At 67.3% G+C, this 22,664-nt stretch carries 19 protein-coding genes; 13 read left to right on the plus strand and 6 right to left on the minus strand.

Going from position 1 to position 22,664, the window contains the following annotated elements:
• Positions 1 to 7: 7 nt before the first annotated feature.
• Positions 8 to 790, minus strand: coding sequence for a type I methionyl aminopeptidase (map, locus tag ACQU6B_RS12350; protein ID WP_430867838.1), 783 nt, complete (start codon positions 788 to 790; stop codon positions 8 to 10).
• Positions 791 to 856: 66 nt separating this feature from the next.
• Here map and ACQU6B_RS12355 point away from each other — a divergent pair, with 66 nt between their 5' ends.
• Genes ACQU6B_RS12355 through ACQU6B_RS12365 form a run of 3 tightly spaced genes read left to right on the plus strand, consistent with a single transcriptional unit; the run spans position 857 to position 2,934 of the window.
• The gene (locus ACQU6B_RS12355) at positions 857 to 1,180 is read left to right on the plus strand and encodes a helix-turn-helix domain-containing protein (protein ID WP_430867839.1); all 324 of its coding nucleotides are present in this window, start codon (positions 857 to 859) and stop codon (positions 1,178 to 1,180) included.
• A gap of 4 nt (positions 1,181 to 1,184) precedes the next feature.
• Positions 1,185 to 1,781, plus strand: coding sequence for a recombination mediator RecR (recR, locus tag ACQU6B_RS12360; protein ID WP_430867840.1), 597 nt, complete (start codon positions 1,185 to 1,187; stop codon positions 1,779 to 1,781).
• Positions 1,782 to 1,794: 13 nt separating this feature from the next.
• Complete coding sequence (locus ACQU6B_RS12365) at positions 1,795 to 2,934, plus strand: serine hydrolase domain-containing protein (protein WP_430867841.1); 1,140 nt, start codon at positions 1,795 to 1,797, stop codon at positions 2,932 to 2,934.
• Between the two features lie 124 nt (positions 2,935 to 3,058).
• Here the strand turns inward: ACQU6B_RS12365 and ACQU6B_RS12370 are convergent, their stop codons facing one another.
• Positions 3,059 to 4,231 (minus strand): ABC transporter permease, encoded by a 1,173-nt coding sequence (locus tag ACQU6B_RS12370; protein ID WP_430867842.1) that lies wholly within the window; start codon positions 4,229 to 4,231, stop codon positions 3,059 to 3,061.
• Positions 4,228 to 5,181 carry an ABC transporter ATP-binding protein gene (locus ACQU6B_RS12375; protein ID WP_430867843.1) on the minus strand — a complete coding sequence of 318 codons (954 nt, stop codon included), beginning with the start codon at positions 5,179 to 5,181 and terminating at the stop codon, positions 4,228 to 4,230. The genes ACQU6B_RS12370 and ACQU6B_RS12375 overlap by 4 nt, the downstream gene beginning before the upstream one ends.
• 190 nt (positions 5,182 to 5,371) lie before the next feature.
• On the opposite strand from ACQU6B_RS12375, the gene ACQU6B_RS12380 reads away from it, so the two are divergent.
• The 4 genes from ACQU6B_RS12380 to ACQU6B_RS12395 all read left to right on the plus strand — a co-directional run bounded on the left by ACQU6B_RS12380 (position 5,372) and on the right by ACQU6B_RS12395 (position 10,652).
• Positions 5,372 to 5,947, plus strand: coding sequence for a TetR/AcrR family transcriptional regulator (locus tag ACQU6B_RS12380; RefSeq protein WP_430867844.1), 576 nt, complete (start codon positions 5,372 to 5,374; stop codon positions 5,945 to 5,947).
• 91 nt (positions 5,948 to 6,038) lie between these two features.
• Positions 6,039 to 7,310 (plus strand): aspartate kinase, encoded by a 1,272-nt coding sequence (locus tag ACQU6B_RS12385; protein ID WP_430867845.1) that lies wholly within the window; start codon positions 6,039 to 6,041, stop codon positions 7,308 to 7,310.
• Positions 7,307 to 8,341, plus strand: coding sequence for an aspartate-semialdehyde dehydrogenase (locus ACQU6B_RS12390; protein ID WP_430867846.1), 1,035 nt, complete (start codon positions 7,307 to 7,309; stop codon positions 8,339 to 8,341). Before ACQU6B_RS12385 ends, ACQU6B_RS12390 begins: the two co-directional genes overlap by 4 nt.
• A 70-nt stretch (positions 8,342 to 8,411) precedes the next feature.
• Positions 8,412 to 10,652: a RecQ family ATP-dependent DNA helicase gene (locus tag ACQU6B_RS12395; protein WP_430867847.1), complete on the plus strand. Its 2,241-nt coding sequence runs from the start codon at positions 8,412 to 8,414 to the stop codon at positions 10,650 to 10,652.
• A 39-nt stretch (positions 10,653 to 10,691) separates the two neighbouring features.
• On the opposite strand, the gene ACQU6B_RS12400 is transcribed toward ACQU6B_RS12395, so the two are convergent.
• On the minus strand, positions 10,692 to 11,897 hold the full coding sequence (locus ACQU6B_RS12400; RefSeq protein ID WP_430867848.1) for an ROK family protein: 1,206 nt from the start codon (positions 11,895 to 11,897) through the stop codon (positions 10,692 to 10,694).
• 154 nt (positions 11,898 to 12,051) lie between these two features.
• Between ACQU6B_RS12400 and xylA the strand changes: the two genes are divergently transcribed.
• Together xylA and xylB are read left to right on the plus strand one after the other, a co-directional pair.
• The gene (gene xylA, locus ACQU6B_RS12405) at positions 12,052 to 13,245 is read left to right on the plus strand and encodes a xylose isomerase (protein ID WP_430867849.1); all 1,194 of its coding nucleotides are present in this window, start codon (positions 12,052 to 12,054) and stop codon (positions 13,243 to 13,245) included.
• An 85-nt stretch (positions 13,246 to 13,330) separates the two neighbouring features.
• Complete coding sequence (gene xylB / locus ACQU6B_RS12410; RefSeq protein ID WP_430867850.1) at positions 13,331 to 14,749, plus strand: xylulokinase; 1,419 nt, start codon at positions 13,331 to 13,333, stop codon at positions 14,747 to 14,749.
• A 91-nt stretch (positions 14,750 to 14,840) separates the two neighbouring features.
• Here xylB and ACQU6B_RS12415 read toward each other — a convergent pair whose 3' ends face one another.
• Positions 14,841 to 15,578, minus strand: a complete 738-nt coding sequence (locus ACQU6B_RS12415) for a hypothetical protein (RefSeq protein ID WP_430867851.1) — start codon at positions 15,576 to 15,578, stop codon at positions 14,841 to 14,843.
• Positions 15,579 to 15,871: 293 nt separating this feature from the next.
• On the opposite strand from ACQU6B_RS12415, the gene ACQU6B_RS12420 reads away from it, so the two are divergent.
• Entirely contained in the window at positions 15,872 to 17,533 is a 1,662-nt protein-coding gene (locus tag ACQU6B_RS12420; protein WP_430867852.1) for an MFS transporter, read from the plus strand.
• Positions 17,534 to 17,668: 135 nt separating this feature from the next.
• On the opposite strand, the gene ACQU6B_RS12425 is transcribed toward ACQU6B_RS12420, so the two are convergent.
• Positions 17,669 to 19,261, minus strand: a complete 1,593-nt coding sequence (locus ACQU6B_RS12425) for a peptide chain release factor 3 (protein ID WP_430867853.1) — start codon at positions 19,259 to 19,261, stop codon at positions 17,669 to 17,671.
• Between the two features lie 343 nt (positions 19,262 to 19,604).
• On the opposite strand from ACQU6B_RS12425, the gene trpS reads away from it, so the two are divergent.
• From trpS to ACQU6B_RS12440, 3 genes are all read left to right on the plus strand, one after another.
• Positions 19,605 to 20,645, plus strand: coding sequence for a tryptophan--tRNA ligase (gene trpS, locus ACQU6B_RS12430; protein WP_430867854.1), 1,041 nt, complete (start codon positions 19,605 to 19,607; stop codon positions 20,643 to 20,645).
• Between the two features lie 76 nt (positions 20,646 to 20,721).
• Positions 20,722 to 21,828: a hypothetical protein gene (locus ACQU6B_RS12435; RefSeq protein WP_430867855.1), complete on the plus strand. Its 1,107-nt coding sequence runs from the start codon at positions 20,722 to 20,724 to the stop codon at positions 21,826 to 21,828.
• Entirely contained in the window at positions 21,828 to 22,622 is a 795-nt protein-coding gene (locus tag ACQU6B_RS12440; protein WP_430867856.1) for a hypothetical protein, read from the plus strand. Before ACQU6B_RS12435 ends, ACQU6B_RS12440 begins: the two co-directional genes overlap by 1 nt.
• Positions 22,623 to 22,664: the final 42 nt, after the last annotated feature.

Raw genomic sequence — 22,664 nt, forward strand, 5'->3', positions numbered from 1 at the left:
AGCCGACTTAGTTCGCGGACTCCGTCGGCAAGGTGAGGATCTCGGCGCCGTCGGCAGTGATCGCGATAGTGTGCTCGCTGTGCGCGGTGCGGCACCCCGTCTCACTCCTCAGCGTCCAGCCGTCTGCATCGGTGACGAGGACGGCGGTGTCCGCCATCACCCATGGCTCGATGGCCAACAGCAGGCCGGGGCGCAGTGTGTAGCCGCGGCCGGGGCGCCCCGTGTTGGGCACATGCGGGTCCTGATGCATCGTGGAGCCAATCCCGTGGCCCCCGAACTCGGTGTTGATCGAGTACCCCGCGCCGCTGAGGACGGTGCCAACCGCGTGGGCGATGTCGCCAATGCGGGCGCCGGGCCGCGCGGCGGCGATCCCCGCGCGCAGGGCCCTCTCGGTCGCCTCGATCATCGCGACGCTTTGTGCCGGTCGTGCGGCACCCACGATGAAGCTGATGGCCGAGTCGGCGGCGATCCCGTGCTTGGACACCGCCAGATCCAGGGTCAGCAGGTCGCCGTCCGCTAGCGCATAGTCACGCGGCAAGGCGTGCAGAACTGCGTCGTTGACTGCAGTGCAGATGTAGTGCCCGAACGGGCCGCTGCCGAAGGACGGCGCGTAGTCGACGTAGCAAGACTCAGCGCCCGCCTCGATGATCATCTCCTTGGCCCATCGATCAATCTCCAGGAGGTTCGTGCCCACCACCGCGCGGCTCTTGATGGTGTGCAGGATGTTCCCCACCAAGGTGCCGGAGATCTTCGCCCGGCCCAGTTCCGCTGGATTCAATATCTCGATCACGCGTTGCCTCTCTCTGGAAACCGATAACTATCCCGGTAATGGTATCCCGGTATTACAATAGGTTGCATGGTCAGACTGCCCCTCACTGAAGTCGAGCTCGCGCGCGGTCAGCGCCTGGGCGCGCTGCTTCGCCAAGCGCGCGGCGAGCGCTCCATGCTCAGCGTCGCGCTCGAGGCCGGCATTTCGCCGGAGACTCTGCGCAAAATCGAGTCGGGCCGCGTGGCCACGCCCTCGTTCCCCACCGTCGCCGCGATCTCCGAGGTGCTTGGCCTGTCGCTTGATGCCGCCTGGGCGCAAATCCGGCAGGCCGGCCCACCGGGTGCCGCTCAACACGACGACCGCCCCCGTGGTGCGGTGGCGTCCGTGGTCGGCGCGCACGCTTACGCTTGACCCCATGTACGACGGCGCAATTCAGGACCTCATCGACGAACTCGGGCGACTGCCCGGGGTCGGCCCCAAGAGCGCCCAGCGCATCGCGTTTCACGTGCTCGCCGCGGATCCCGCGGACGTGACCCGGCTCGCCGACGCGCTCCGCACGGTCAAGGAGAAGGTCCGCTTCTGCGCGACCTGCGGCAACGTGGCCGAGTCCGACGAGTGCCGCATCTGCGCGGACCCGCGTCGCTCGGACGACGTGATCTGCGTGGTCGAGGAACCCAAGGACGTCATGGCAGTAGAGCGCACCCGCGAGTACCGCGGCCGCTATCACGTGCTGGGCGGTGCGATCGATCCCATGAACGGCGTTGGCCCCGACGACCTGCGCATCCGCCAGCTGCTCACCCGCCTGGGCGACGGCAAGATCGAGGAGGTCATCATCGCGACTGACCCCAACATCGAGGGCGAGGCCACGGCAACCTACCTCGCGCGCATGCTGTCGCCGCTGGGCATCACCATCTCGCGCCTCGCCTCTGGCCTGCCCGTTGGAGGCGACCTCGAGTACGCCGACGAGGTCACCCTGGGGCGCGCCTTCGAGGGCCGCCGCACGGTCTCCTGAGCGCCGCCTGACCATGGCCGCCACCCCCGCGAGCGCCGAGGCATCACGGCTGCTCGCGATCCACCTGCGTCACGTCATCCGCGAACGCCGGCTCCCCGGAGCGGGCTTCGTGACGTTCGACCTGGGCGGTGCGACCGCCTCCGCCGTAGCCGGCGTGCGTCGCGCGGGAGGCAACGACCCGGTGCAGATCGACGACGGCTGGCACATCGGCTCGGTTACCAAGGCGATGACCGCCACGATCCTGCTGCGCCTGCACGACCAGGGCGTGCTTGACCTCGACGAGTCCGTCCTCAGCGGGCTGGAGGGCACCGGTTGGGAACTGTTGATCGACGCGCAGTTTGACCGCGTCAGCATCGCGGACCTGTTGTCGCACCGCTCCGGCATGCGCGCCAACCCCACCTACGCGCTGTTCTCGCGCTACGTGTTGTTCGGCGAGGACATCGACCGCACCAACTCGCGGGCCGTGCGCCAGGCCCTGACGGAGGGAGTCGGTCCCGCCGGCGCCTACGAGTACTCGAATTCGGGCTACGGGATTGCCGGGCTGATCGCCTCACATCGCACGGGCCGCACATGGGAACAGTTGATTGCCGAGCACGTGGTCGAGACCGAGCACCTCGATCCGCTGGGCTTTGGGCGACCCGAGTGGCACGCGCCGGCCCCGTGGGGCCACCGGCGGCGGCTCGACGGCCAGGGGTTCACCGAGTTCCGCATCACCAAGCGCGGGCTCGACCTGGACGCGATGCGCCCCGCCGGCGACGTCTTCCTCAACCTGGACTCGCTCGCGCAGCACGGCAGCTTCCATCTGCGCCAGCTCGCGGGCGTCGACGGCAAGACGACGGGGCAGGCAGTGCTGAGCGACGCATCGGCCGCACGCCTTTACACGCCCGTGGGCGGGCCGATGGATCCGCGTCGCGGTGGCTCGTACGCGATGGGATGGAACGTCGAGGACGCCGCGCCGGAGTTTGGCGGCGAGCGGCTGCTCTGGCACAACGGCTCGGACCTCTTTAGCTTCACGATGCTCGGGTTGCTGCCCGAGTCCGGAGTCGGCTTCGCCTATTCGACGAATGCCCTGCAAAAACACTGGCGCGACGACGACTCCCTGGTGTGGGAGCCGGTCGCCGCGATGGTGCGAACCGCCCGCCTGCGCCATTGACTTACTGGCCAGTGACGCCGCTGGTTACTGAGGCCAGGGGCGCCGTGCGGGGCGCAGGGTCCACCGCAGGCGCCCGGTCACGGACGTGGACCGTGCCGGGTGGGCGAGGGCGGGCGGTTCACGGTTATGCCACGCGGGTTCCCGCGCGCAGCTTCTTGTAGGGCACCCGGAGCCTACGGATCGTGATCATGACCGAACCGATCAGCAGCGCCGCCTGGAGCGCGAGGCCCACCCACGGGTTACGCGGGAACAGCGCCTGGTCCTCCTGCTGTTGCTCCCACTGGTCGGACTGACCCGTGTCGGCTTGCTGGGCGCATTCGTCGTAGCCCTGCGGAGTGTCCTGCGGTCCAAGTTGAGCGTTACCCACCTGCTGGTGCATGAAGGCGAACACGCCCGGCGCCGCGCGACCGTCCTCCTGGTAGGTGTTCGGGTTGACCACCGGTGACGCCTCGCCGATCACGATCATGGGGTTCGCGAGCAGCAGCCAGGCGATGTTCTCAGTGTGCGCGACGGACGACTCGTAGGACTGTTCGATGCAAGGAAGAGTGGAGAAGTCGGCAGTTCCGTTTTGATAGGCCTCTTGCTGATCGGCACTCAGGTTCTCGTAGTCCACAAAGCGATCCGTCACCGTCACGGTCTCTGACACCAGCGGCATCGCGAATGCGAAGATCACCAGGGTGCCCAGCACCAGGAACCCGGTGGTGAGGTGAGCGAGGGAGACGGACGCCACCGCGCGGGCGGCCAAGGATGACCACGCCAGGCCGATGGCAGTGAACGTGAGCACCGTGAAGAGGATCGCCCCGAGTACTGCCGCCAGCTCGTACCAGTGCCAGCCGGAGCGCGAGAACGCGTACACGAGCAGCGGCGTCGTGGTGATCAGCACCGCGACCGCGAACAGCCAGGATGCGAGCAGCTTGCCCAGCGCGAGGTCGCCGGCGGTGAGCCGGGTCATCTGCATGGGCGCGAGTACGCCCTCGCTGGAGTCGCCGTTGATCGAGGTGGAGGACAGCGACGGCGCGATGAGCAGCCCCGCGCCCAGCACCAGAATCAGCACCAGCTCCATGGGCATCGAGGTCAGGCCCGGCGCGGACACCGCGGCCACGAGGATACCCAGGCCGAGGATGGCGAGGACCAGGAGGCCGTAGAAGATGTAGCCCTTGGTGGTGGGGCGCCGGCGCGTCAGCTCAATGCGGGCGACCAGGCCGACGCCGCGGAAGGTGGGCATCCACGGGTTCCCGTGCGGCGCCTTGGGCGCGGCCTTCGCCGCGGCTGCCGGGCGCTCGGTGGTGGCGGTCATCGTCGCTCCTCGTTCATAGCCATGTACGTCTGTTCGAGCGCGCTTCCGAACGGGCCGAAGCGGTGGATCTGCGCCCCGCCCTTGACGAGCGCCTGCAGGATGGAGGCCGCGTGCGCAGTGTCCTGCGCGCGGATCACGATGCCGTGGTCGACCTCCTCGAACTCCATGCCCCAGTGGGTGAAGGCGTCCCGCAGCATGCTGTCGTCGAGCGACTCGATCCGGTAGCGCGTCCGGGCATCGGCGACCATCGCCTGCGTCTCCTCGCCCAGGGTCTTGCCCTTAGACATGAAGACCGCCTCGTCCACCATGTCCTCGAGCTCGTTGAGCACGTGACTAGAGACCAGCACCGCGCGACCCTCCGCCGCGAAGCCGCGCACCAGCTGGCGCAGCTCAACTCGCGAGCGCGGGTCCAGGCCGTTGGCCGGCTCGTCAAGCATCAGCACCTTGGGGTCGTTCATCAGGGACCTAGCTAGCGAGAGTCGCTGCTTCTGACCCCGCGAGAGGACCCTGGCCGGGCGGTCCGCGAACTCGCTGAGGTGGACGGTCTCGAGGAGGCGCGCGCCACGCTCGCGGGCGGCGGCCTTGGGCAGCCGGTAGGCGCGGCCCACCAGGGTCAGGGTCTGGAGGCACGTGAGGTTGTCCCACGAGCCAAGCTGGTCGGGCATCCAGCCGATTGCCGCGCGCACCGCGGCCGAGTCAGTGCGGGGGTCGGCTCCCGCGACCGAAATCTGGCCCGCGTCCGGCAGCAGCAGCCCCGCGAGCATCAGCATGAGCGTGGTCTTGCCGCACCCATTGGGGCCGATGAGCGCGGTCACCGTGCCGGGCGCCACCTCGAGGGTGGCGTCGACCACCGCGTGAACCGATCCGAACGAGCGACGGACTCCCGACGCGCTGAGGGCCGGGGCGGACGCGAGTAGCGTCGACCCCGCCGGCTGTTGTTGTGTCTCCATGAATCCGACCTTAGTTGTTTGTGCGCCCCATCCGCGTGATGCTGCGGTATCGAGTCTTGCCGCTACTGGAGGATGGCGCTATCGGGTGAACCCCTGATCACAACCCCGACTTTTCTCCGCGGGCCCTTGCGCGCGACAAACTAGTGGACTAACTTACTATTAGGAGTTCACGTCAACCCAAGGAGACCCCATGCCACGTCCCGCCAGCGACAAGAAGCAGCGACTCACTTCCGCGGCCACGACGTTGACCCTCACGCAGGGCTTCGAGCGCACCACGATCGCGGAGATCGCGCGCGCCGCCGACGTCGCCTCGGGGTCCGTGTACTACTACTTCAAGACCAAAGAGGACGTGGGGCAAGCGATAGTCGACGCGCTCCTGGCCGAGACGCGCGCCCTGGTGGCCGGGTGGGAGGCCGCGCCTGGCCCCCGCGAGCGTCTCATCGCCTACATCGACAGCTCCGCCGACGCCGCCGAGTCTCTCGTCGCCTACGGCAGCGCGATGGCGGTCATCACCGCAGACCTACGCCGCCACAGCGACGAGTTGGGCCTCGCCGCATCGGCCGTCATGCAGGAACTCATCGATTGGGCCGCGGACCAATTCGAGCAGCTGGGCTTCGCCCCAGAGGCCGCCGCCGCGCGCGCGATGCACCTGGTCGCGGGGTTTGAGGGCGGCGCGGCGCTGTCTCACACGCTCGGAACGTCCGTGCCCATCGAGCGCGAGGCAGCGCACCTGCGCCGCTGGGTCGAGAACACCAAGACCCAGTAGCAACTGTTTCGAGGCCCCACGCGCTTCCGTCTAGAATGGGGAACCGTGCCCGAGGCAGGCGCACACCCCCATTTCAAACCGGAGATTTCGCATGTCCCTTGTGGTGCAGAAGTACGGAGGCAGCTCCGTCGCGGACGCCGATGCGCTCAAGCGCGTCGCACGCCGCGTCGTCGAGACTGTGCGCGCTGGCAATCAAGTGGTCGTGACCGTCTCCGCGATGGGCGACACCACGGATGACCTGATCGACCTGGCTCAGGCGATCACCGACTCCCCCGACCCGCGCGAGATGGACATCCTGCTGACCGCGGGCGAGCGCATCTCCATGGCGCTGCTGGCCATGGCGATCCTGTCGGAGGGTGTCCCCGCGCAGGCCTTCACCGGGCCCCAGGCCGGCGTCATCACCACCGAACACCACGGCCGCGCCCGCATCATCGACGTCACCCCGGGGCGCCTCACCCGCGCTCTCGAGGAGGGCAAGGTCGCGATCGTCGCCGGCTTCCAGGGGCTGCACCCGGAGACGCAGGACGTCACCACGCTCGGTCGCGGCGGCTCGGACACCACCGCGGTCGCACTCGCCGCGGCCCTCAAGGCGGATGCCTGCGAGATCTACACGGACGTGGACGGCGTCTTCAGCGCCGACCCCCGCATCGTCCCCTCCGCCCGCAAGCTCGACCGCGTCTCCTACGAGGAGATGCTGGACCTCGCGGCATCGGGCGCGAAGATTCTCATGCCGCGCTGCGTCGAGTATGCGCGTCGGTTCAAAGTACCCATCCACGTGCGCTCATCCTTCTCAGGTCTTGAAGGGACCTGGGTCATGGACGAGACTAAAGAGGGAGATGAAGTGGAAGACCCCATCATTGCCGGAGTGGCACACGACCGTTCCGAGGCCAAGATCACGGTCATCGGCGTCCCCGACGTGCCCGGCAGCGCCGCGCGCCTGTTCGAGGCCGTCGCATTCGCGGACGTCAACATCGACATGATCGTGCAGAACGTGTCGGCAACCGTCACGGGCGTCACCGACATCTCGTTCACGCTTCCCACGGCGCAGGTTCCCGAGGCCAGGGCCGCCATCGCCGCCGATGCCGCGGCGATCGGTTACGCCGAACTCACCGTGGACGACACGATCGGCAAGATCTCCCTGATTGGCGCCGGCATGCGTTCCAACGCGGGAGTCAGCGCGCAGTTCTTCTCCGCGCTGCGCGACGCGGGCGTCAACATTGAAATGATCTCGACCTCCGACATTCGCATCTCGGTGGTCACCAGGTCCGAGAAGCTGGACGACGCCGTGCGCGCCGTCCACACGGCTTTCGGACTGGACACGGAGGACGGCGAGGCCGTCGTATACGGAGGTAGCGGACGATGAGCGTCACCATTGCGATCGTGGGAGCCACCGGGCAGGTGGGGACCGTCATGCGCGAGCTCGTCGCCGCCCGCTTCGCCGATGCGAATGTGCGGTTCTTCGCCTCCGCTCGCTCCGCGGGCACCACCCTGGAGTTCCAGGGCCGCGACATCACCGTCGAGGACACCGCCTCCGGCGACTACTCCGGAATCGACATCGCGCTGTTCTCAGCCGGCGGCGCGGCCTCCAAGATCTACGCCCCCAAGTTTGCCGAGGCGGGCGCGGTTGTCATCGACAACTCCTCCGCGTGGCGCTCCGACCCCGACGTGCCGCTCGTGGTCTCCGAGGTCAACCCCGAGGCGCTGAACGACATCCCCAAGGGGATCGTCGCCAACCCCAATTGCACCACCATGGCGGCCATGCCGATCCTCAAGGTGCTGAGCGACGCCGCCGGGCTCGAACGCCTCGTGGTGTCGACCTACCAGGCTGTTTCCGGCTCCGGGCTCGCCGGCGTGCAGGAGCTCGACTCCCAGATCAAGGCCGTCTCCGCAGAGGCGACCAAGCTCGCGCTGGACGGCTCCGCGGTGGAGTTCCCGTTGCCCAAGGCGTACACCGAACCCATCGCTTTCAACGTGCTGCCGATGGCCGGCTCGGTTGTCGACGACGGCTCGAACGAGACCGACGAGGAGCAGAAGCTCCGCAACGAGTCGCGCAAGATTCTTGGCCTGCCCGACCTGCGCGTGAGCGGCACCTGCGTGCGCGTGCCCGTCTTCAGCGGCCACGCCCTGTCCATCAACGCCGAGTTCTCCGAGGCCATCAGCCCCGAGCGCGCGTACGAGCTCCTCGCCGATGCCGTTGGAGTGACCGTCGATGAGGTTCCCACCCCGCTCAAGGCAGCGGGCCAGGACGACGTCTTTGTAGGCCGCATCCGCCAGGATCAGGCCGCGCTGTACGGCAAGGGCCTCGTGATGTTCGTCGCGGGGGACAACCTGCGCAAGGGCGCCGCTCTCAACGCCGTCCAGGTCGCGGAACTGGTCGCCGAAAAGCTCAGCTAGCTTCCCGCTTCAGGCCCCCGCTTCACTGCGGCGGGCCGTCATGTCCGACGCCGGGCCTACTATCGACACGATGACAACCGCGACTGTAGACACCGTGCCCGTTTCCCTGCGTGATCAAGCCGAGGCCGCTCTACGCTCCCTTGTGGGTCGTGACGATGCGGCGCTGCGCGACGACCAGTGGACCGCCATCGAGGCCCTGGTCGAGCGGCACGCGCGCGCTCTGGTGGTGCAGCGCACCGGCTGGGGAAAGTCCGCCGTCTACTTTGTCGCCACCTCCCTGCTGCGCGCCCGCGGGGCCGGGCCCACCGTCATCGTCTCCCCTCTTCTGGCGCTGATGCGGGACCAGGTCGCCGCCGCCGCGCGTGCGGGGATCCGCGCGGTCACCATCAACTCGTCGAACGTGACCGACTGGGACACGATCCACGCCGACATCGCGGCGGGAAACATCGACGTGTTGCTGTGCTCCCCGGAGCGTCTGAACAACCCCGACTTCCGGGACGAGGTCCTGCCCAAGCTCGCCGCGGACGCTGGCCTCGTGGTGATCGACGAGGCGCACTGCATCTCCGACTGGGGCCACGACTTCCGGCCCGACTACCGGCGCATCCGCACTCTGCTGAGCGACCTTCCCGAGGGGATCCCGGTGCTCGCGACCACCGCGACCGCGAACGAGCGGGTCACCGCCGACGTCGCGGAGCAGCTCGGGGTCTCACGCACCTCGTCCCTGGGCGGCAGTTCCGAGGACGTCCTGGTCCTGCGCGGCGGCCTCGACCGCGCCTCGCTGCACCTCGCGGTGCTTCCGCTGCCCGATCAGGCGACCCGGGTGGCGTGGCTGGCCGGCACCCTGCGCGACATCGAGGGCTCGGGCATCGTCTACTGCCTCACCGTGTCGGCAGCCGAGCAGGTGGCGTCACAGCTTCGCGCCGCCGGCCTCGCGGTCGCCTCCTACACGGGACAGACCGACCCCGCCGAGCGGGAGCAACTCGAGTCCGACCTCAAGGAGAATCGCGTCAAGGCGCTGGTTGCGACGTCGGCACTGGGAATGGGCTTCGACAAGCCTGACCTCGGCTTCGTCGTTCACCTCGGCGCACCCTCGTCACCCATCGCGTACTACCAGCAGGTGGGCCGCGCGGGCCGCGGTGTCGATCAGGCATTGGTGGTGCTGCTGCCCGGTCACGAGGACCAGGCTGTGTGGGAGTGGTTCGGGGCCCAGGCGTTCCCCGCCGAGGACCAGGTCCGCACGGCGCTGGCGGCGCTGAGCACGACCGAGGTCAAGTCTGTCGCGAAGCTCGAGACCCAAGTGGACCTGAAACGATCCCGGCTCGAGTCCATGCTCAAGGTGCTGGACGTCGACGGAGCTGTGCGCCGCGTCAAGGGCGGCTGGCTCTCCACCGGAGCCGACTGGCAGTACGACGCGCAACGCTACGCGCGGGTCGCGCAGAACCGGCGCGACGAACAACAATCGATGCTCGACTACATCGCGGGGGCGGGGTGCCGCATGGCGTACCTTCGGGACGCGCTCGACGACCCCGACCTAGAGCCCGGCTGGAAGTGCGGGCGCTGCGACCGGTGCGGCGGCGTGGACCTGCCGGACGCGCCCGCGGCCGAGGCCGTCGACCAGGCGCGGGCTGACATGGACCGCGTGGGGGTCGACGTCACGGCGCGGCGTCAGTGGCCGAGCGGCATGGACACCCTCGGGATCAACCTGCGGGGCCGCATCGACCCCAAGTTCCAAGCCGCGCCCGGGCGTGCCATCGCGCGCCTGGATGGGCTCGGCTGGTCCGGCGCGCTGCGCGACCTCTTCGCCACCCGCGCATCGGACGCAGGGACGCCGGAAGGCGACCCTGCGGAGGGCGGTCACGACGGCGTGGACCCCAACGACGGCGAGCTTCCCGTGCCCCTGCGCACCGCCGCCGTCAGGGTCCTGGACGAGTGGGAGGACATCCAACAGTCGGGTGGCGGCGGAATCGTGGGAGTAGTTGCGCTCCGGTCGTCGACGCGCCCGCTGCTCCTGAATCACCTCGCAGCCGGGCTTTCCGGGTACCTGGGCGTGCCGCTGCTGGGCACGGTGGGCCCGGCAGCCGGACGCGAGGGCACCGACCGCCACGACGTGAACTCCGCGATGCGCCTCGCGGGAGTGGAGCGGCGACTGGTGCTCGAGGTCTCCCAGGACAACCGCGCCGCTCTGGCGGGTGGCTCCGTGCTGCTGATCGACGACTACACGGACTCCGGCTGGACGCTCACCGTCGCGGCCCGCCTGTTGCGAGAGGCCGGCGCGGGCGTCGTTCATCCGTTCGTGCTTGCGGTCAGGTAGGAGGCCCTACGGTCCGCACGCGCGGCAGAAGCTAGTCCTTTAGGACTTGCTCAGCCATCCGATGGGGTCGTGCAGCAACGGCGCGAACACCAGTTCCGCCGCACCGACGAGCACCACCTCGTCCCCCAGCACCGCGGGCTCGATTTTCAGGTTGTCGCCCAACGGGGAGAACGCATCGGCGAGCACCCCCGCGCGGATGCGCTCCTGCCGCGCCGAGTACAGGTTGCCCAGGAATCCACCGAGCACCACGGCGTCGGGGTTGAAGACCGAGATGAGGTTGGCAATGCCGAAGGCAAGCATGTCCGCCTCGCGGTCCACCTCCGCGGCGAAGGGGCCGATGGCCGTCGCCATGCTCTCCACGGCATCGGCCGTAGCGATCCCGGAAGCCCTGGCCGCCTCGTGCAGGCGATCCATGTTGACCTCGGTCTCGAGGCAGCCCCTGCGACCGCAGTGGCATGCGACGCCGTTGCTGGTGACGAGCGTGTGACCCAGTTCGCCGGCGAAGCCCTCGGCCCCGACCAGCTTTGAGCCGCCCGCGATCACTCCGCCACCGATTCCCGACGCGGAACCGTTCAGGTACATGAGGTTCGTGGCGCCCTGGCCGGCGCCGAAGACTGCTACTGCGACAACGGCCACCGCCGCGTCGTTACCCACGTAGACGGTCAGGCCCAGCGCGGACGACAGCTGTTCGGCCCAGGAGACGTCCTCCCAGTGCAGGTGGGGGGCGCGGGCGATTACTCCCGTGTGTGCGTGGACCAGGCCAGGCACCGCGGCTCCCGCACCCACGATGCGCGTAGTGCGGCCCAGCTGCGAGCGAATCTCGCCGACGAGTTCCACCGCGATCTCGAGCGCCTCGTCGGGGGTCGGGATGTGATCCGTGGCTCGGCGAGCGCGCGCGAGCACCTCGCCACCGAGGCCGACCGCGCCCACCTCGATGGCATCGATATCAGGATTGATCGCGAGGGCGACCACATCGCTGCGAGGATTGACCATCGGGCTGGGGCGGCCCACGGTGCCAGCCTCCAGCGCGGCGGACTCAAAAACGAGTCCGGCGTTGGTGAGTTCGCTGGTCAGGGCACCGATGGTGGAGCGATTCAGGCCGGTCAGTCGAGTGAGCTCCGCGCGGGAGTGGGGACCGCCGTGGTGGACCGTCGTGAGGATCGTCGACAGGTTGTGGCGCCGGGTCTGTTCGTTGCGAGAACCGGGGCCCGCGAGGAGGCTCGAATTTTGGGTGGGGACATTCACCGTGAGCCGCCTCGCCTTCGTTTGTGGTCGACATGAACTTAACGCACTTCGCTGTTCCTCCGCAATCGGGGTTTCGCGTTGACAGTGGGCCCCTATCGGGATTATGTTGGCTCCAACAACGTTTGGTCGACGACGACCAGGAACAGGAAACACCATGGCTCTCACGCCCACCCCCGAAGATCGTTTCTCATTTGGCCTCTGGACTCTCGGCTGGGAGGCTCAGGATCCCTTCGGCGGTCCCACTCGTCCCCGCCTCGACACCGTCAAGGCCATTCATGGCCTCAAGGAAGCCGGCGCGTGGGGCATCACGTTCCACGATGACGACGTCTTCCCGTTCGACAGCACCGACGCCCAGCGCCAGAAGGCGATCGACGAGCTCAAGGGCGCGTGCGACGACACCGGCATCGTGGTCGAGATGGTGACCACCAACCTGTTCAGCCACCCCGTGTTCAAGGACGGCGGCTTCACCTCCAACGACCGCGGCGTGCGTCGCTTCGCCATGCGCAAGGTGCTCCGCAACATCGACCTGGCCGCCGAACTCGGCGCCAAGACGTTCGTGATGTGGGGCGGCCGCGAGGGCGCTGAGTACGACAGCGCCAAGGACATCGGCGCCGCACTCGCACGCTACCGCGAGGCCGTCAACGTGCTCGGAGACTACGTCACCGACAAGGGCTACGACATCAAGTTCGCTATTGAGCCCAAGCCCAACGAGCCCCGCGGCGACATCCTGCTGCCGACTATCGGCCACGCCATCGCGTTCATCAACACGCTTGATCGCCCCGAACTCGTGGGCCTGAACCCCGAGACGGGTCACGAGCAGATGGCCGGCCTGAACTACACGGCGGGACTCGCACAGGCTCTCGACTGCGGCAAGCTCTTCCACATCGACCTCAACGGCCAGCGCGGCATCAAGTACGACCAGGACCTCGTGTTCGGTCACGGCGACCTGCACAACGCGTTCTCCACGGTTGACCTGCTGGAGAACGGCAGCCCCAACGGCGGCCCGACGTACGACGGCCCGCGCCACTTTGACTACAAGCCCTCGCGCACCGAGGACGAGAACGGCGTGTGGGACTCGGTCAAGGCGAACATGGGCATGTACCTGATGCTCAAGGAGCGCGCTCTGGCGTTCCGCGCCGACCCCGAGGTCCAGGAAGCACTCGAGGCCTCACGTGTCTACGAGCTCGGCCAGACCACCATGGGCGACGGCGAAGACTACGACGACCTGATCGCTGACCGCGCCTCCTACGAGGACTTCGAGCCCAACGCCTACTTCGGTGGCAAGGGCTTCGGCTTCGTCCGTTTGCAGCAGCTCGCGTCCGAGCACCTGCTCGGCTTCCGCAACTAACCTCCTCCAAGCACACCGGTATCGCCCCGTCCCACCACCCGGTGGGGCGGGGCGAACCCATAACTTCTCTCCACAAGGACGTGTGATGACGCTAGTAGCAGGGGTGGACTCCTCCACCCAGAGTTGCAAGGTGGTCGTGCGCGACCTCAATTCCGGCGAGGTGGTGCGGTCCGGCCGCGCGTCCCACCCCGACGGCACCTCCGTGGACCCCGCCGCTTGGTGGGAGGCGCTTGACACCGCAATCGCCGATGCTGGTGGGCTCGACGACGTCTCCGCTATCTCAGTGGGTGGCCAGCAGCACGGCATGGTCGCGCTGGATGCTGACGGCCGCGTCATCCGCGACGCACTGCTGTGGAACGACACCCGTTCCGCCGATGCGGCGCGTGACCTGATCGCCGAACTTGGCGCCGATGCGCTGGCTGAGCGCACCGGCCTGGTCCCCGTAGCATCGTTCACCATAACCAAGCTACGTTGGCTCCGCGATGCCGAGCCGGAGAACGCCGAGCGCGTCGCCGCCGTCGCCCTGCCGCACGACTGGCTGACCTGGCGCCTGCGCGGCTACGGCCCCGCTGGCGACAGCGAACTGGGACCCGACCTGGCGGCGCTCACCACCGATCGCTCCGACGCCTCGGGAACCGGCTACTGGAGCCCCGCAACGGGCGACTACGACCGCGAGCTTCTCATCCATGCCCTCGGGCACGATGCCGTCCTGCCCCGCGTACTTGGGCCCGGCGACACCGTGGACACCCAGGCGGCCGGGATCGGCATCGCGAGCATCGTCGTGGGCGTGGGCGCAGGCGACAACGCCGCTGCCGGGCTTGGCCTCGGCGCGCGCGAGGGTGACGTGGTCATCTCGATCGGCACGTCCGGAACCGTCTTTGCCGTCACCGACTCCGTGGTGCGCGACACCTCGGGCACGGTCGCGGGCTTCGCCGACGCATCGGGCGCGTTCCTGCCGCTCATCGCGACCATGAACGCCGCGCGGGTGCTCGATGCGTTTACCCGAGTCCTCGACGTCTCCTACGACGAACTGGGCGCGCTGGCGCTCGAGGCAAACCCCGGCGCCGGCGGCGCCGTGCTCGTTCCGTATTTTGAGGGCGAACGCACCCCCAACCTTCCCGACGCCACCGCGCAACTCACCGGCCTGACGCTGGCCTCGACCACCCGCCCCAACCTCGCCCGCGCCGCCATCGAGGGGATGCTGTGTGGCCTCGCGGACGGGCTCGAAGCCATCCGTAGCCAGGGCGTGAAGGCCGACCGCGCACTGCTGATCGGAGGAGCCGCGCAGAACGAGGCCGTGGCGACCATCGCCGCACAGGTGCTGGGAATCCCCGTGTCCGTACCGACCCCCGGCGAGTACGTAGCCATGGGCGCCTCGGTGCAGGCCGGGTGGGCCCTCACCGGTACGCGCCCATCCTGGACCGTCGAGGCAGTCGAGGTCGCCGATGTCGCGCCTCAGCCCGTGATCCGCGAGCAGTATCGCGCGGCGCAGCAAAAGGTGTGACGCGCGCTCGTAAAACAACGCAGGTGCACCGCAAGGAGCCCGGCCCCCGTCTGCGGGTGCCGGGCTCCTTGCGTGAGATTGAGCGTGTTCGCTAGTTGACTGCCCAGACGATCGGCGCTTCCTCGTAGGGGTTGTCCGCGTCGCCGGAGTCGGATCCAGCGAATTCAAAGTTGGCGATCGATTCGCCCTTGGTGATCGCAACGATCTGGCACGCCGTGGTCGATCCCGAATCCACAAGGTCGTTCTGGCTTGCATAGGCGCAGATTTCCGGTCCACCATCGAAGAACACGAAGCCCCCAGACACGCGGGCTCCGCTCGTGTCGTAGACGTCGAGTTCGGTCACCTCGGAGACGCCCATCGCAGCGTCAGGCAACGCGCCAGCGGGCAGGGAGACCGTGTAGTCGACGAATGCGATGTCGAAGCCAGAGAGCGTGGCGATGTCTTCGTCACCAAACACTCCCGACAAGTCGTCTGCGCTTCCCTCGCGGATAGCGTCGAACGTGTAGGTGGCCTCAACGTCGCCGTAGTCAACGCCCTCGGTGTCCTCGTTGTAGAGGGTCGTGCGAAGAGTGACATTTAGCGGCTCGTCGGTGGATAGCTCGGTACCAGCCGGGGTGAGTTCGCCCATTGCTACTGGTGCGGAGGATGCTGTGGCCTCCTCTGAGACAGTCGGGCTCGGCGAGGCGCTAGGCGATGCGGGGGCGCTGGATGCGGGCGCGGCGGTAACTGAAGGGGACGCGTCCGCTTCGGTGCTGTCCGACGAGCAAGCCGCGAGGGTTCCGACGAGCATCGTGGCAGTGAGGGCGGCAAGGGGCTTAGCAAGCTTCATGTGGTGCCTTTCGGGGACGCGCGCGACAAGCTGCCGGGCGGATTCAATCACCGTATCGGTGTCTGTGAGGCTTCTACAACCAATAGCCCTGTACCACGCTCAGATTTATGGCTGGCGGACTAAAAATTTGGAGAAACTCAATATTTCGCCTAGCGGTCACGGGTGGCCCTGCAGCGTCCGCCTGTCAGCAACGCGACGGGTATCTCAGCAGGCACCTCCATCGTTTGATTGATGTGTTCCCAAGTCAGCCCCGGTAGGTTGGGACACCGACGCTCGATCAACCTGGGAGACACATGAACGAGGTATCGGCAGAGGCGAGTCCCGAGGGCCGCAAAAAATGGCTCTCGCTCTGGGTGCTCGCCGGGGCGCTGTCGATGATCGTGCTCGACGGCACCATCGTGAGCGTGGCGCTTCCCACCATGATCTCGGACCTGAGCCTCGACTTCAGCGAGGCCCAGTGGGTCAACGGGATCTACTCGGTGATCTTCGCGGCGCTGCTGCTCACCTCGGGCCGCCTCGGGGACCGCGTGGGTCGACGCAACCTAATGGTGGCCGGCGTCGTGCTGTTCATGGTGGGCAGCATCATCGCCTCCATGGCCGCCGATGGCGACCAGCTGATCTTTGCCCGCTTCATCCAGGGCATCGGTGGCGCGTTCATCCTGCCCACCACGCTGTCCACCGTCAACGCGACCTTCCACGGGCGCGACCGCGCCGTCGCCTTCGGCGTGTGGGGCGCGATCATCTCCGGCGTCGCTGCCCTCGGCCCGCTCCTCGGCGGCTGGCTGACCGAGGCCTTCAGCTGGCCCTGGATCTTCCTGGTCAACATCCCGTTCGGCGCAGTGATCCTGGTGGCGACTTTCCTGTACGTGCCAGAGACCCGAGCCAAGATACTCGTGCCCGGCCTCGATATCGGCGGCCTGCTGCTCTCGACCATCGGCTTCGGCGCGCTCGTGTTCGGACTCATCGAGGGCGGTTCGCTCGGCTGGTGGGCTCCCATCACCAGCTTCGAGATCCTGGGCTTCACGTGGTCAACCAGCTGGCCGCTTTCGCTCGCGCCCATCTGCATCGCGATCGGCCTGCTATGCCTGACCCTGTTCGTCCCGTGGGAGCGTCACCGCGCCCGCGCGAACAAGTCGGCCATCCTCGACCTCACGCTGTTCCAGTTCGCCACGTTCCGCTGGGGCAACCTGGTGGCGTTCTGCGTCGCGATCGGCGAGTTCGGGATTCTCTTTGTGCTGCCGCTCTTCATCGTCAACGCGATGGGCATGTCTACCCTCCTGGCCGGCTCGATCCTGGCCGCCATGGGAATCGGCGCGTTCATCTCGGGCGCCAGTGCGCGCCATCTGGCCGCGCGCTTCGGGGCGCCCACCGTTGTGGTCATCGGCCTCGCGCTGGAAATTGTCGGGGCGCTACTCGTGTCCTTCATCCTCGCCCCCACCATCTCGGGCTGGCTGCTCGCCGGGGTACTCGCCTTCTACGGCCTCGGGTTGGGGCTCGCCTCGGCCCAACTGGCCGGGACCGTACTCGTTGACGTCCCGCCGGAGGAATCCGGCCAGGGCTCCGCCACCCAGAGCACGTCGCGCCAGGTGGGCTCCGCGCTCGGCACCGCGATCATCGGCGCCGCACTGGCCGCCGGCCTCGCGTACTACCTGCCCACCCAGCTCGCCACGGTGGACGGGCTCTCGTCGTCGTCGGCCGCGCAGATCGAGGCCTCCACGGAGGACTCCGCTGGTAGCTCCATCACCCAGATTCGGGACTCGGGCACCACCGGACAGCTCGGCTCGGAGGGTCCGGCGGTAGCCGATGCGCTCTCCGCCGGAATGGCCGACGCCTCCCGCTGGGCGCTGTGGACCGCGGCGGGCTTCCTGGTTATCGGCGGACTCGGCTCGCTTCAGCTGAGGGCACGGTCAAAGGACAGCGCCGGACAACAGGCGATCGACGCGGACACCCCCTAGAGGGGAGCAGCGCCTGCGGGGCAGAACCCACCGCGGCGGCGGAGACCCCGCGGCCGACGCCCACTCGAGGCGCACACCCAGCAGCGAACCGGCAGGCGGGGCCTAGCTCGCGCCCTGCCCTGCTCGGCTACGGCGTTAGTCTTCGCTCGCGTCCAGGGAGGTCAGCGTCACTTCCGGGTGAGCGCGCTCGAAGGACTTCACGCGCCAGATGTCGCGCACCAGCGCGAGCCACACGCCGTCGCGGCGACGCACAATCTCGATGCCCGAGGACGAGGCAACTACCGCAAGGTCCTCCGGCTGCACGATGCGCGCGAGCGAGAAGCTCAGGTGGTCGAGGCGCATGACCGCGGAGAACTCGTGCTCCATACGGAACTGGGCAACCTCAAACTGCAGCGGTCCAACCGCGGCGAGGATCGGGTTGGCGTCACCGCGCGCCTCGGACACGAGCACCTGCATCACGCCCTCCTGCTCGAGCTGAGCGATAGCCTTCCGGAACTGCTTGGAGCGGCCGGGGTCGCGCACCGACGCCACCGCGAAGTGCTCGGGCGCGAACGCCGGCATCGGGGGAAAGCGCACGTGTGAACCCTCGGGATCGAACAGCGTGTCGCCCACCGTCAGGTTGCTGGCGTTCACCAGGCCCACCACGTCGCCGGGGAAGGCCTCCTCGATGGTGTCCCGCTCGCGGCCGAACACCGACAGGGCGTACTTGGTGGCGAAGGGCCGGTTGCTGCGCTCGTGGGTAACCGTCATGCCGCGCTCGAACCGTCCCGAGCACACCCGCACGTAGGCCAGGTGGTCGCGGTGCTGCCTGTCCATGCCCGCCTGGATCTTGAAGACGAAGCCGCTGAACGGCTCGTCGACCTCGCGCGCGGGGCCATCGTCCGATTCGCGCGAGTGCGGCGCGGGGGCCAGGTCCAGCACGGTGTCCAGGAGCTGACGGACGCCGATGTTCGCGAGCGCGGCCCCGAACAGCATCGGCGTGGTCTTGCCCTGCAGGAACGACTCGCGGTCAACCGGCTCGAGCAGGTGGGCCTCGTCGAACGCTGCCTCGTAGTCCTCGCCAAACTCCTTCGCGGCGGCGGCGTCGTCGTAGTGAGTCTCTTCCGCAAGATTCGCACCGCCGGGGAGCTTGCGATAGGTGCGCGCGCTCCCGTCGGCGCGGTCCAGCAGCCCCACGAATCGTCCCGCCTCGCCGATGGGCCAGCTCAGGGGGGTGGGCTGAAGCCCGATGCGCTGCTCGAGTTCGTCACACAACTCCAGCACGCCCTTGCCCGGACGGTCCCACTTGTTCACAAAGGTGATGACCGGGACCCCGCGCCTGCGGCAGACGTCGAACAGCTTGAGGGTCTGCGGCTCGAGGCCCTTGGATGCGTCCAGCAGCATGACGGCGGCGTCCACCGCCGTGAGGACGCGGTACGTGTCCTCGGAGAAGTCCGCGTGGCCGGGGGTGTCGAGCAGGTTGATCATGTGGCCGTCGTACTCGAACTGGAGGGCGGCGGAGCTAATCGAAATGCCGCGCGCGCGTTCGATCTCGGACCAGTCCGAGACAGTGCCCGAGCGTCCGGCCTTGCCGTGCGTCGCGCCGGCGCTGTCGATGGCGCGGGCGTGGAGTGCGAGCGCCTCGGTGAGCGTCGACTTACCGGCGTCGGGGTGGGAGATGACGGCGATGCTGCGCCTGCGCGAGGCCTCCGCGGTGACTGTCGCGCTGCTGAGCGGCGGGGGCGTCATCGCGAGCCCTCCGCGGCCGATGCGAGAGGCTCGGTGGGGTGGCCGAGGTCTAGTCGCGGCTGTACGTCAGTCAATTCTTCTCCCGTTTGAGGCATTCACAGATGGCCGGCAGTGCGGCAGAGTCTCGGCTTTGAGTCTACCGGTGCTGTGCGTGGGGCCAGCCCAGCGAGCACTGCCGATGCGAGGTCCACCCTGGGCGCAGTAGCATCGACTTCATGAACTTCAACCGCTCCGCATGGTGGTGGCTGCGCTAGCAGCCGGTTGAAGCATCTTCACGGGCTGCACGGCAGCTCGTGGAACGGCCCGAGTACTCCGTGTGGCTCCCAATGATTGGGAGATACGAATGGAATCCTTCACAGCAACTGCCCAGCGCTCGGCCGAGGTCGCGGCCTCCGTGGGCCAGCACCCCGAGCGGTTCCGAGTCCTCACGGGTGAGCGGCCGACTGGACCCCTGCATCTGGGGCACTACTTCGGCAGCATCACGGAACGAGTGCGTCTGCAGCAGCTCGGAGTCACGACTTTCCTGGTGCTCGCCGACTATCAGGTCATCACTGACCGAGACACGATGGCTCATGTGCGCGACAACGTCTATAGCGCCGTGCTCGACTATCTTGCGGCGGGCATCGACCCGGAACGAACGACGATCTTCACGCACTCGTCGGTGCCGGCGCTCAACCAGCTGATGCTGCCGTTCCTCAGCCTTGTCACCGAGGCGGAAATGCACCGCAACCCGACCGTGAAAGCCGAACTCGCCGCGTCTGGAAGGGCGTTGAGTGGATTGCTCCTGACGTACCCGGTGCACCAGGCCGCCGACATTCTGTTCTGCAAGGGCAATCTGGTGCCCGTGGGCAAAGACAACCTCCCCCACGTCGAGATGACCCGCGTCATCGCCAGGAGGTTCAATGAGCGATACGGGGACGTCTTCCCTGTGCCGGACGCACTGATCACCTCGACTCCGGAAGTTCCGGGGCTCGACGGCCGGAAGATGTCGAAGAGTTATGGCAACGCGATCGCGTTGTCGATGACAACGGACCAGACGGTGGCCGTTATTCGTCGCACGCGCACGGATCAGGACCGACGAATCACCTTCGACCCCGAACGCCGGCCTGGCGTTTCTGCGCTGCTTTCGACAGCCTCCTTGTGTCTAGGCGTCGAGCCTGGCGAACTGGCCGACGAGATTGGTGACGGCGGCAGCGGTGCCCTCAAGGCCGTCACCGCGGCAGCCGTCAACGACTTCCTTGAACCGTTGCGCGAGAGGAGGCAAGCATTCGCCGCAGACGAGGATTTGGTGCGGACGATCCTTCGTCGCGGCAACGAGACAGCGAACACCGTGGCGGAAGCCACCCTCTCAGAGGTGCGCGAAGCGATGGGCACCATCTACTAGGGCCTTGGCCAGCGCGGACACGGGGCCTGCAAACCAACCATTGCCACCAAGCGTTCCGGTTAGTATCCTGTTCCACATGAAGCGGAACATAGCACTATTCGGAACATCTGCGCTGCTCGATGACTTCATGGCTGCGATCCACACCTTCGTGCCCAGGGGCCAGATCCGGGGCACTGTCCACCCTGCCACTTTCCCATCTGGTGCAGATACCGGCGTCGATGCCATCGTGCAATGGACGCTCGGGCGCTACGACCTCCAGTTTGACGTGGAGATCAAACTCGACGCCGCCGCATCTCGCGCGCTCACACCCATCTCCGATTACTCAGACGAGAGGATCCCCGTGGTGATCGCACGCTACCTTTCCCCAGTGGATCGCCGCCGAATCATGAGCGGGGGCTGGTCGTACTGGGACTCGACCGGCAACGTGCTGATTCAGCATGCCGAACCTTTGATTCGAATCGAACGCGACGGTGCCCAACGCAGCCCCGAACCCGCGGAACGCGACGATCGCCTGGTCTCCCTCAAGGGACGCGGGGCCGCTCGGGTGGTTGAGTACTTGCTCACCAATGGCAGCACCACAGGCCCGCGCGATCTCGCGCGAAATACACTTGACGGCGTTGGGGTGGCGACGGCGAGCCGCGTCCTCACACTATTGCGGGAAGAGAACTTCTTCGAGCCCACCGGGGGCGGCGCCACCACCGTGCGAGATCGCACAGCCCTCGCACGGAGGCTCGTGGAGGACTACAGCTTCGTGCGCAGCAATCGCGCAAAGCGCTACTTCTCCCCCATGGGCAGGGAGGGGGCACTCATGGCTCTCAGAAGCAAAGGTGCTGAAATCGCCGCGACGGGGCTTCAGGGCGCGACGGAGTTCCTCGCCGACAACAATATGCGGGCTTCACTTCCCACAAGCGACCTCTGGCTCTACGCGAAGGACCGCCGCGAGGTTGAGCGCGTAGCGCAGCTCGAGCCCGACTCACGGAACGGAAACATCTGGGTAGCGGACGCGCAGTGGATGTTCACCACCAGCGACTACTTCATGGCGCCCGCGGGAACTCGCGCGTATCCATGGAGGATCGCCTTCGACCTTCTCAGCTACACCGGTCGCCACACCCAAGCTGGAGAAGATCTCATCCAGCGAGCAGGCGAAGACCTTCTTTCGCAACTCGTGAGCAACGGGCGCTAATGGATATCCCCTCTGAGTACATTGCGGCCCGGCGCACCCTCTTGGACACACTCGAGATTCTCGAGCCGCACCGAGACGCGCTGATCCTTGTGGGAGCGCAGGCCGTTTACCTTCATGCACCAGCGGGCCTTGCCGCTCCCGCGTACACCACCGACGCGGACCTGGCGATCTCACCGGACCTCCTGGCAACTAAACCAGAAATCGCCGCATTGCTCACTTCGCACGGCTATCTCCCCACACTTGACCCTGGGGGCTGGGACTCACCGCTTGATGTTCACGTCGACCTGATGGTTCCCGACGCGGCGGTCGTAACCCGTTCTCGTCGACGCGCCTCACTGCCTGGGCACGACTCCAAGACGGCGCGAAGGGTTGCGGGTCTGGAGCTTGCGCTCATCGACAACGCCGAACACATCGTTTCCAGCCTCAACTCATTAGATACAAGGAAAATCGCACTCAAAGTCGCCGGCCCCTCCGCACTTGTCCTTGCAAAGGCGGTCAAGTTGCGCGAGCGGCTCGAAGCCGCCGACCAGTCACGAATCATTGCCAAGGATGCCGGCGACTTACTTAGGCTCCTACGGATGTGTGATGCCACCGCTATCGGCGTACGCCTGGACGTCCTGTCACGGACAACCCCACACGCGGAACTCATCACCTCAACGGTCGCTTGGCTTACTGCCGAGGTTCAGGGCCGCAACTCGCAAGTCGTGACACTGACAGTGGCGGCGGCAGAGGGCAGCGAGCGAGACAGCGATGTCGCACGATCTATGCGCGATCTCGTACGCCAGTTAAGTTGAGTCCCTCAGGGTGTCCATCTGCCAGCCACCATCGACGACGCT

The sequence above is a fragment of the Demequina aurantiaca genome (assembly GCF_050598105.1).
In the GTDB taxonomy this organism is placed as follows: Bacteria; Actinomycetota; Actinomycetes; order Actinomycetales; family Demequinaceae; genus Demequina; species Demequina aurantiaca_A.

What these genes read in the sequence shown, in the direction of transcription:
- ACQU6B_RS12355 (WP_430867839.1), top strand. Translation starts at nt 857, where the DNA reads ATGGTCAGACTGCCCCTCACTGAAGTCGAGCTCGCGCGCGGTCAGCGC.
- recR (WP_430867840.1), top strand. Translation starts at nt 1,185, where the DNA reads ATGTACGACGGCGCAATTCAGGACCTCATCGACGAACTCGGGCGACTG.
- ACQU6B_RS12365 (WP_430867841.1), top strand. Translation starts at nt 1,795, where the DNA reads ATGGCCGCCACCCCCGCGAGCGCCGAGGCATCACGGCTGCTCGCGATC.
- ACQU6B_RS12370 (WP_430867842.1), bottom strand. Translation starts at nt 4,231, where the DNA reads ATGACCGCCACCACCGAGCGCCCGGCAGCCGCGGCGAAGGCCGCGCCC.
- ACQU6B_RS12375 (WP_430867843.1), bottom strand. Translation starts at nt 5,181, where the DNA reads ATGGAGACACAACAACAGCCGGCGGGGTCGACGCTACTCGCGTCCGCC.
- ACQU6B_RS12380 (WP_430867844.1), top strand. Translation starts at nt 5,372, where the DNA reads ATGCCACGTCCCGCCAGCGACAAGAAGCAGCGACTCACTTCCGCGGCC.
- ACQU6B_RS12385 (WP_430867845.1), top strand. Translation starts at nt 6,039, where the DNA reads ATGTCCCTTGTGGTGCAGAAGTACGGAGGCAGCTCCGTCGCGGACGCC.
- ACQU6B_RS12390 (WP_430867846.1), top strand. Translation starts at nt 7,307, where the DNA reads ATGAGCGTCACCATTGCGATCGTGGGAGCCACCGGGCAGGTGGGGACC.
- ACQU6B_RS12395 (WP_430867847.1), top strand. Translation starts at nt 8,412, where the DNA reads ATGACAACCGCGACTGTAGACACCGTGCCCGTTTCCCTGCGTGATCAA.
- xylA (WP_430867849.1), top strand. Translation starts at nt 12,052, where the DNA reads ATGGCTCTCACGCCCACCCCCGAAGATCGTTTCTCATTTGGCCTCTGG.
- xylB (WP_430867850.1), top strand. Translation starts at nt 13,331, where the DNA reads ATGACGCTAGTAGCAGGGGTGGACTCCTCCACCCAGAGTTGCAAGGTG.
- ACQU6B_RS12415 (WP_430867851.1), bottom strand. Translation starts at nt 15,578, where the DNA reads ATGAAGCTTGCTAAGCCCCTTGCCGCCCTCACTGCCACGATGCTCGTC.
- ACQU6B_RS12420 (WP_430867852.1), top strand. Translation starts at nt 15,872, where the DNA reads ATGAACGAGGTATCGGCAGAGGCGAGTCCCGAGGGCCGCAAAAAATGG.
- ACQU6B_RS12425 (WP_430867853.1), bottom strand. Translation starts at nt 19,261, where the DNA reads ATGACGCCCCCGCCGCTCAGCAGCGCGACAGTCACCGCGGAGGCCTCG.
- trpS (WP_430867854.1), top strand. Translation starts at nt 19,605, where the DNA reads ATGGAATCCTTCACAGCAACTGCCCAGCGCTCGGCCGAGGTCGCGGCC.
- ACQU6B_RS12435 (WP_430867855.1), top strand. Translation starts at nt 20,722, where the DNA reads ATGAAGCGGAACATAGCACTATTCGGAACATCTGCGCTGCTCGATGAC.
- ACQU6B_RS12440 (WP_430867856.1), top strand. Translation starts at nt 21,828, where the DNA reads ATGGATATCCCCTCTGAGTACATTGCGGCCCGGCGCACCCTCTTGGAC.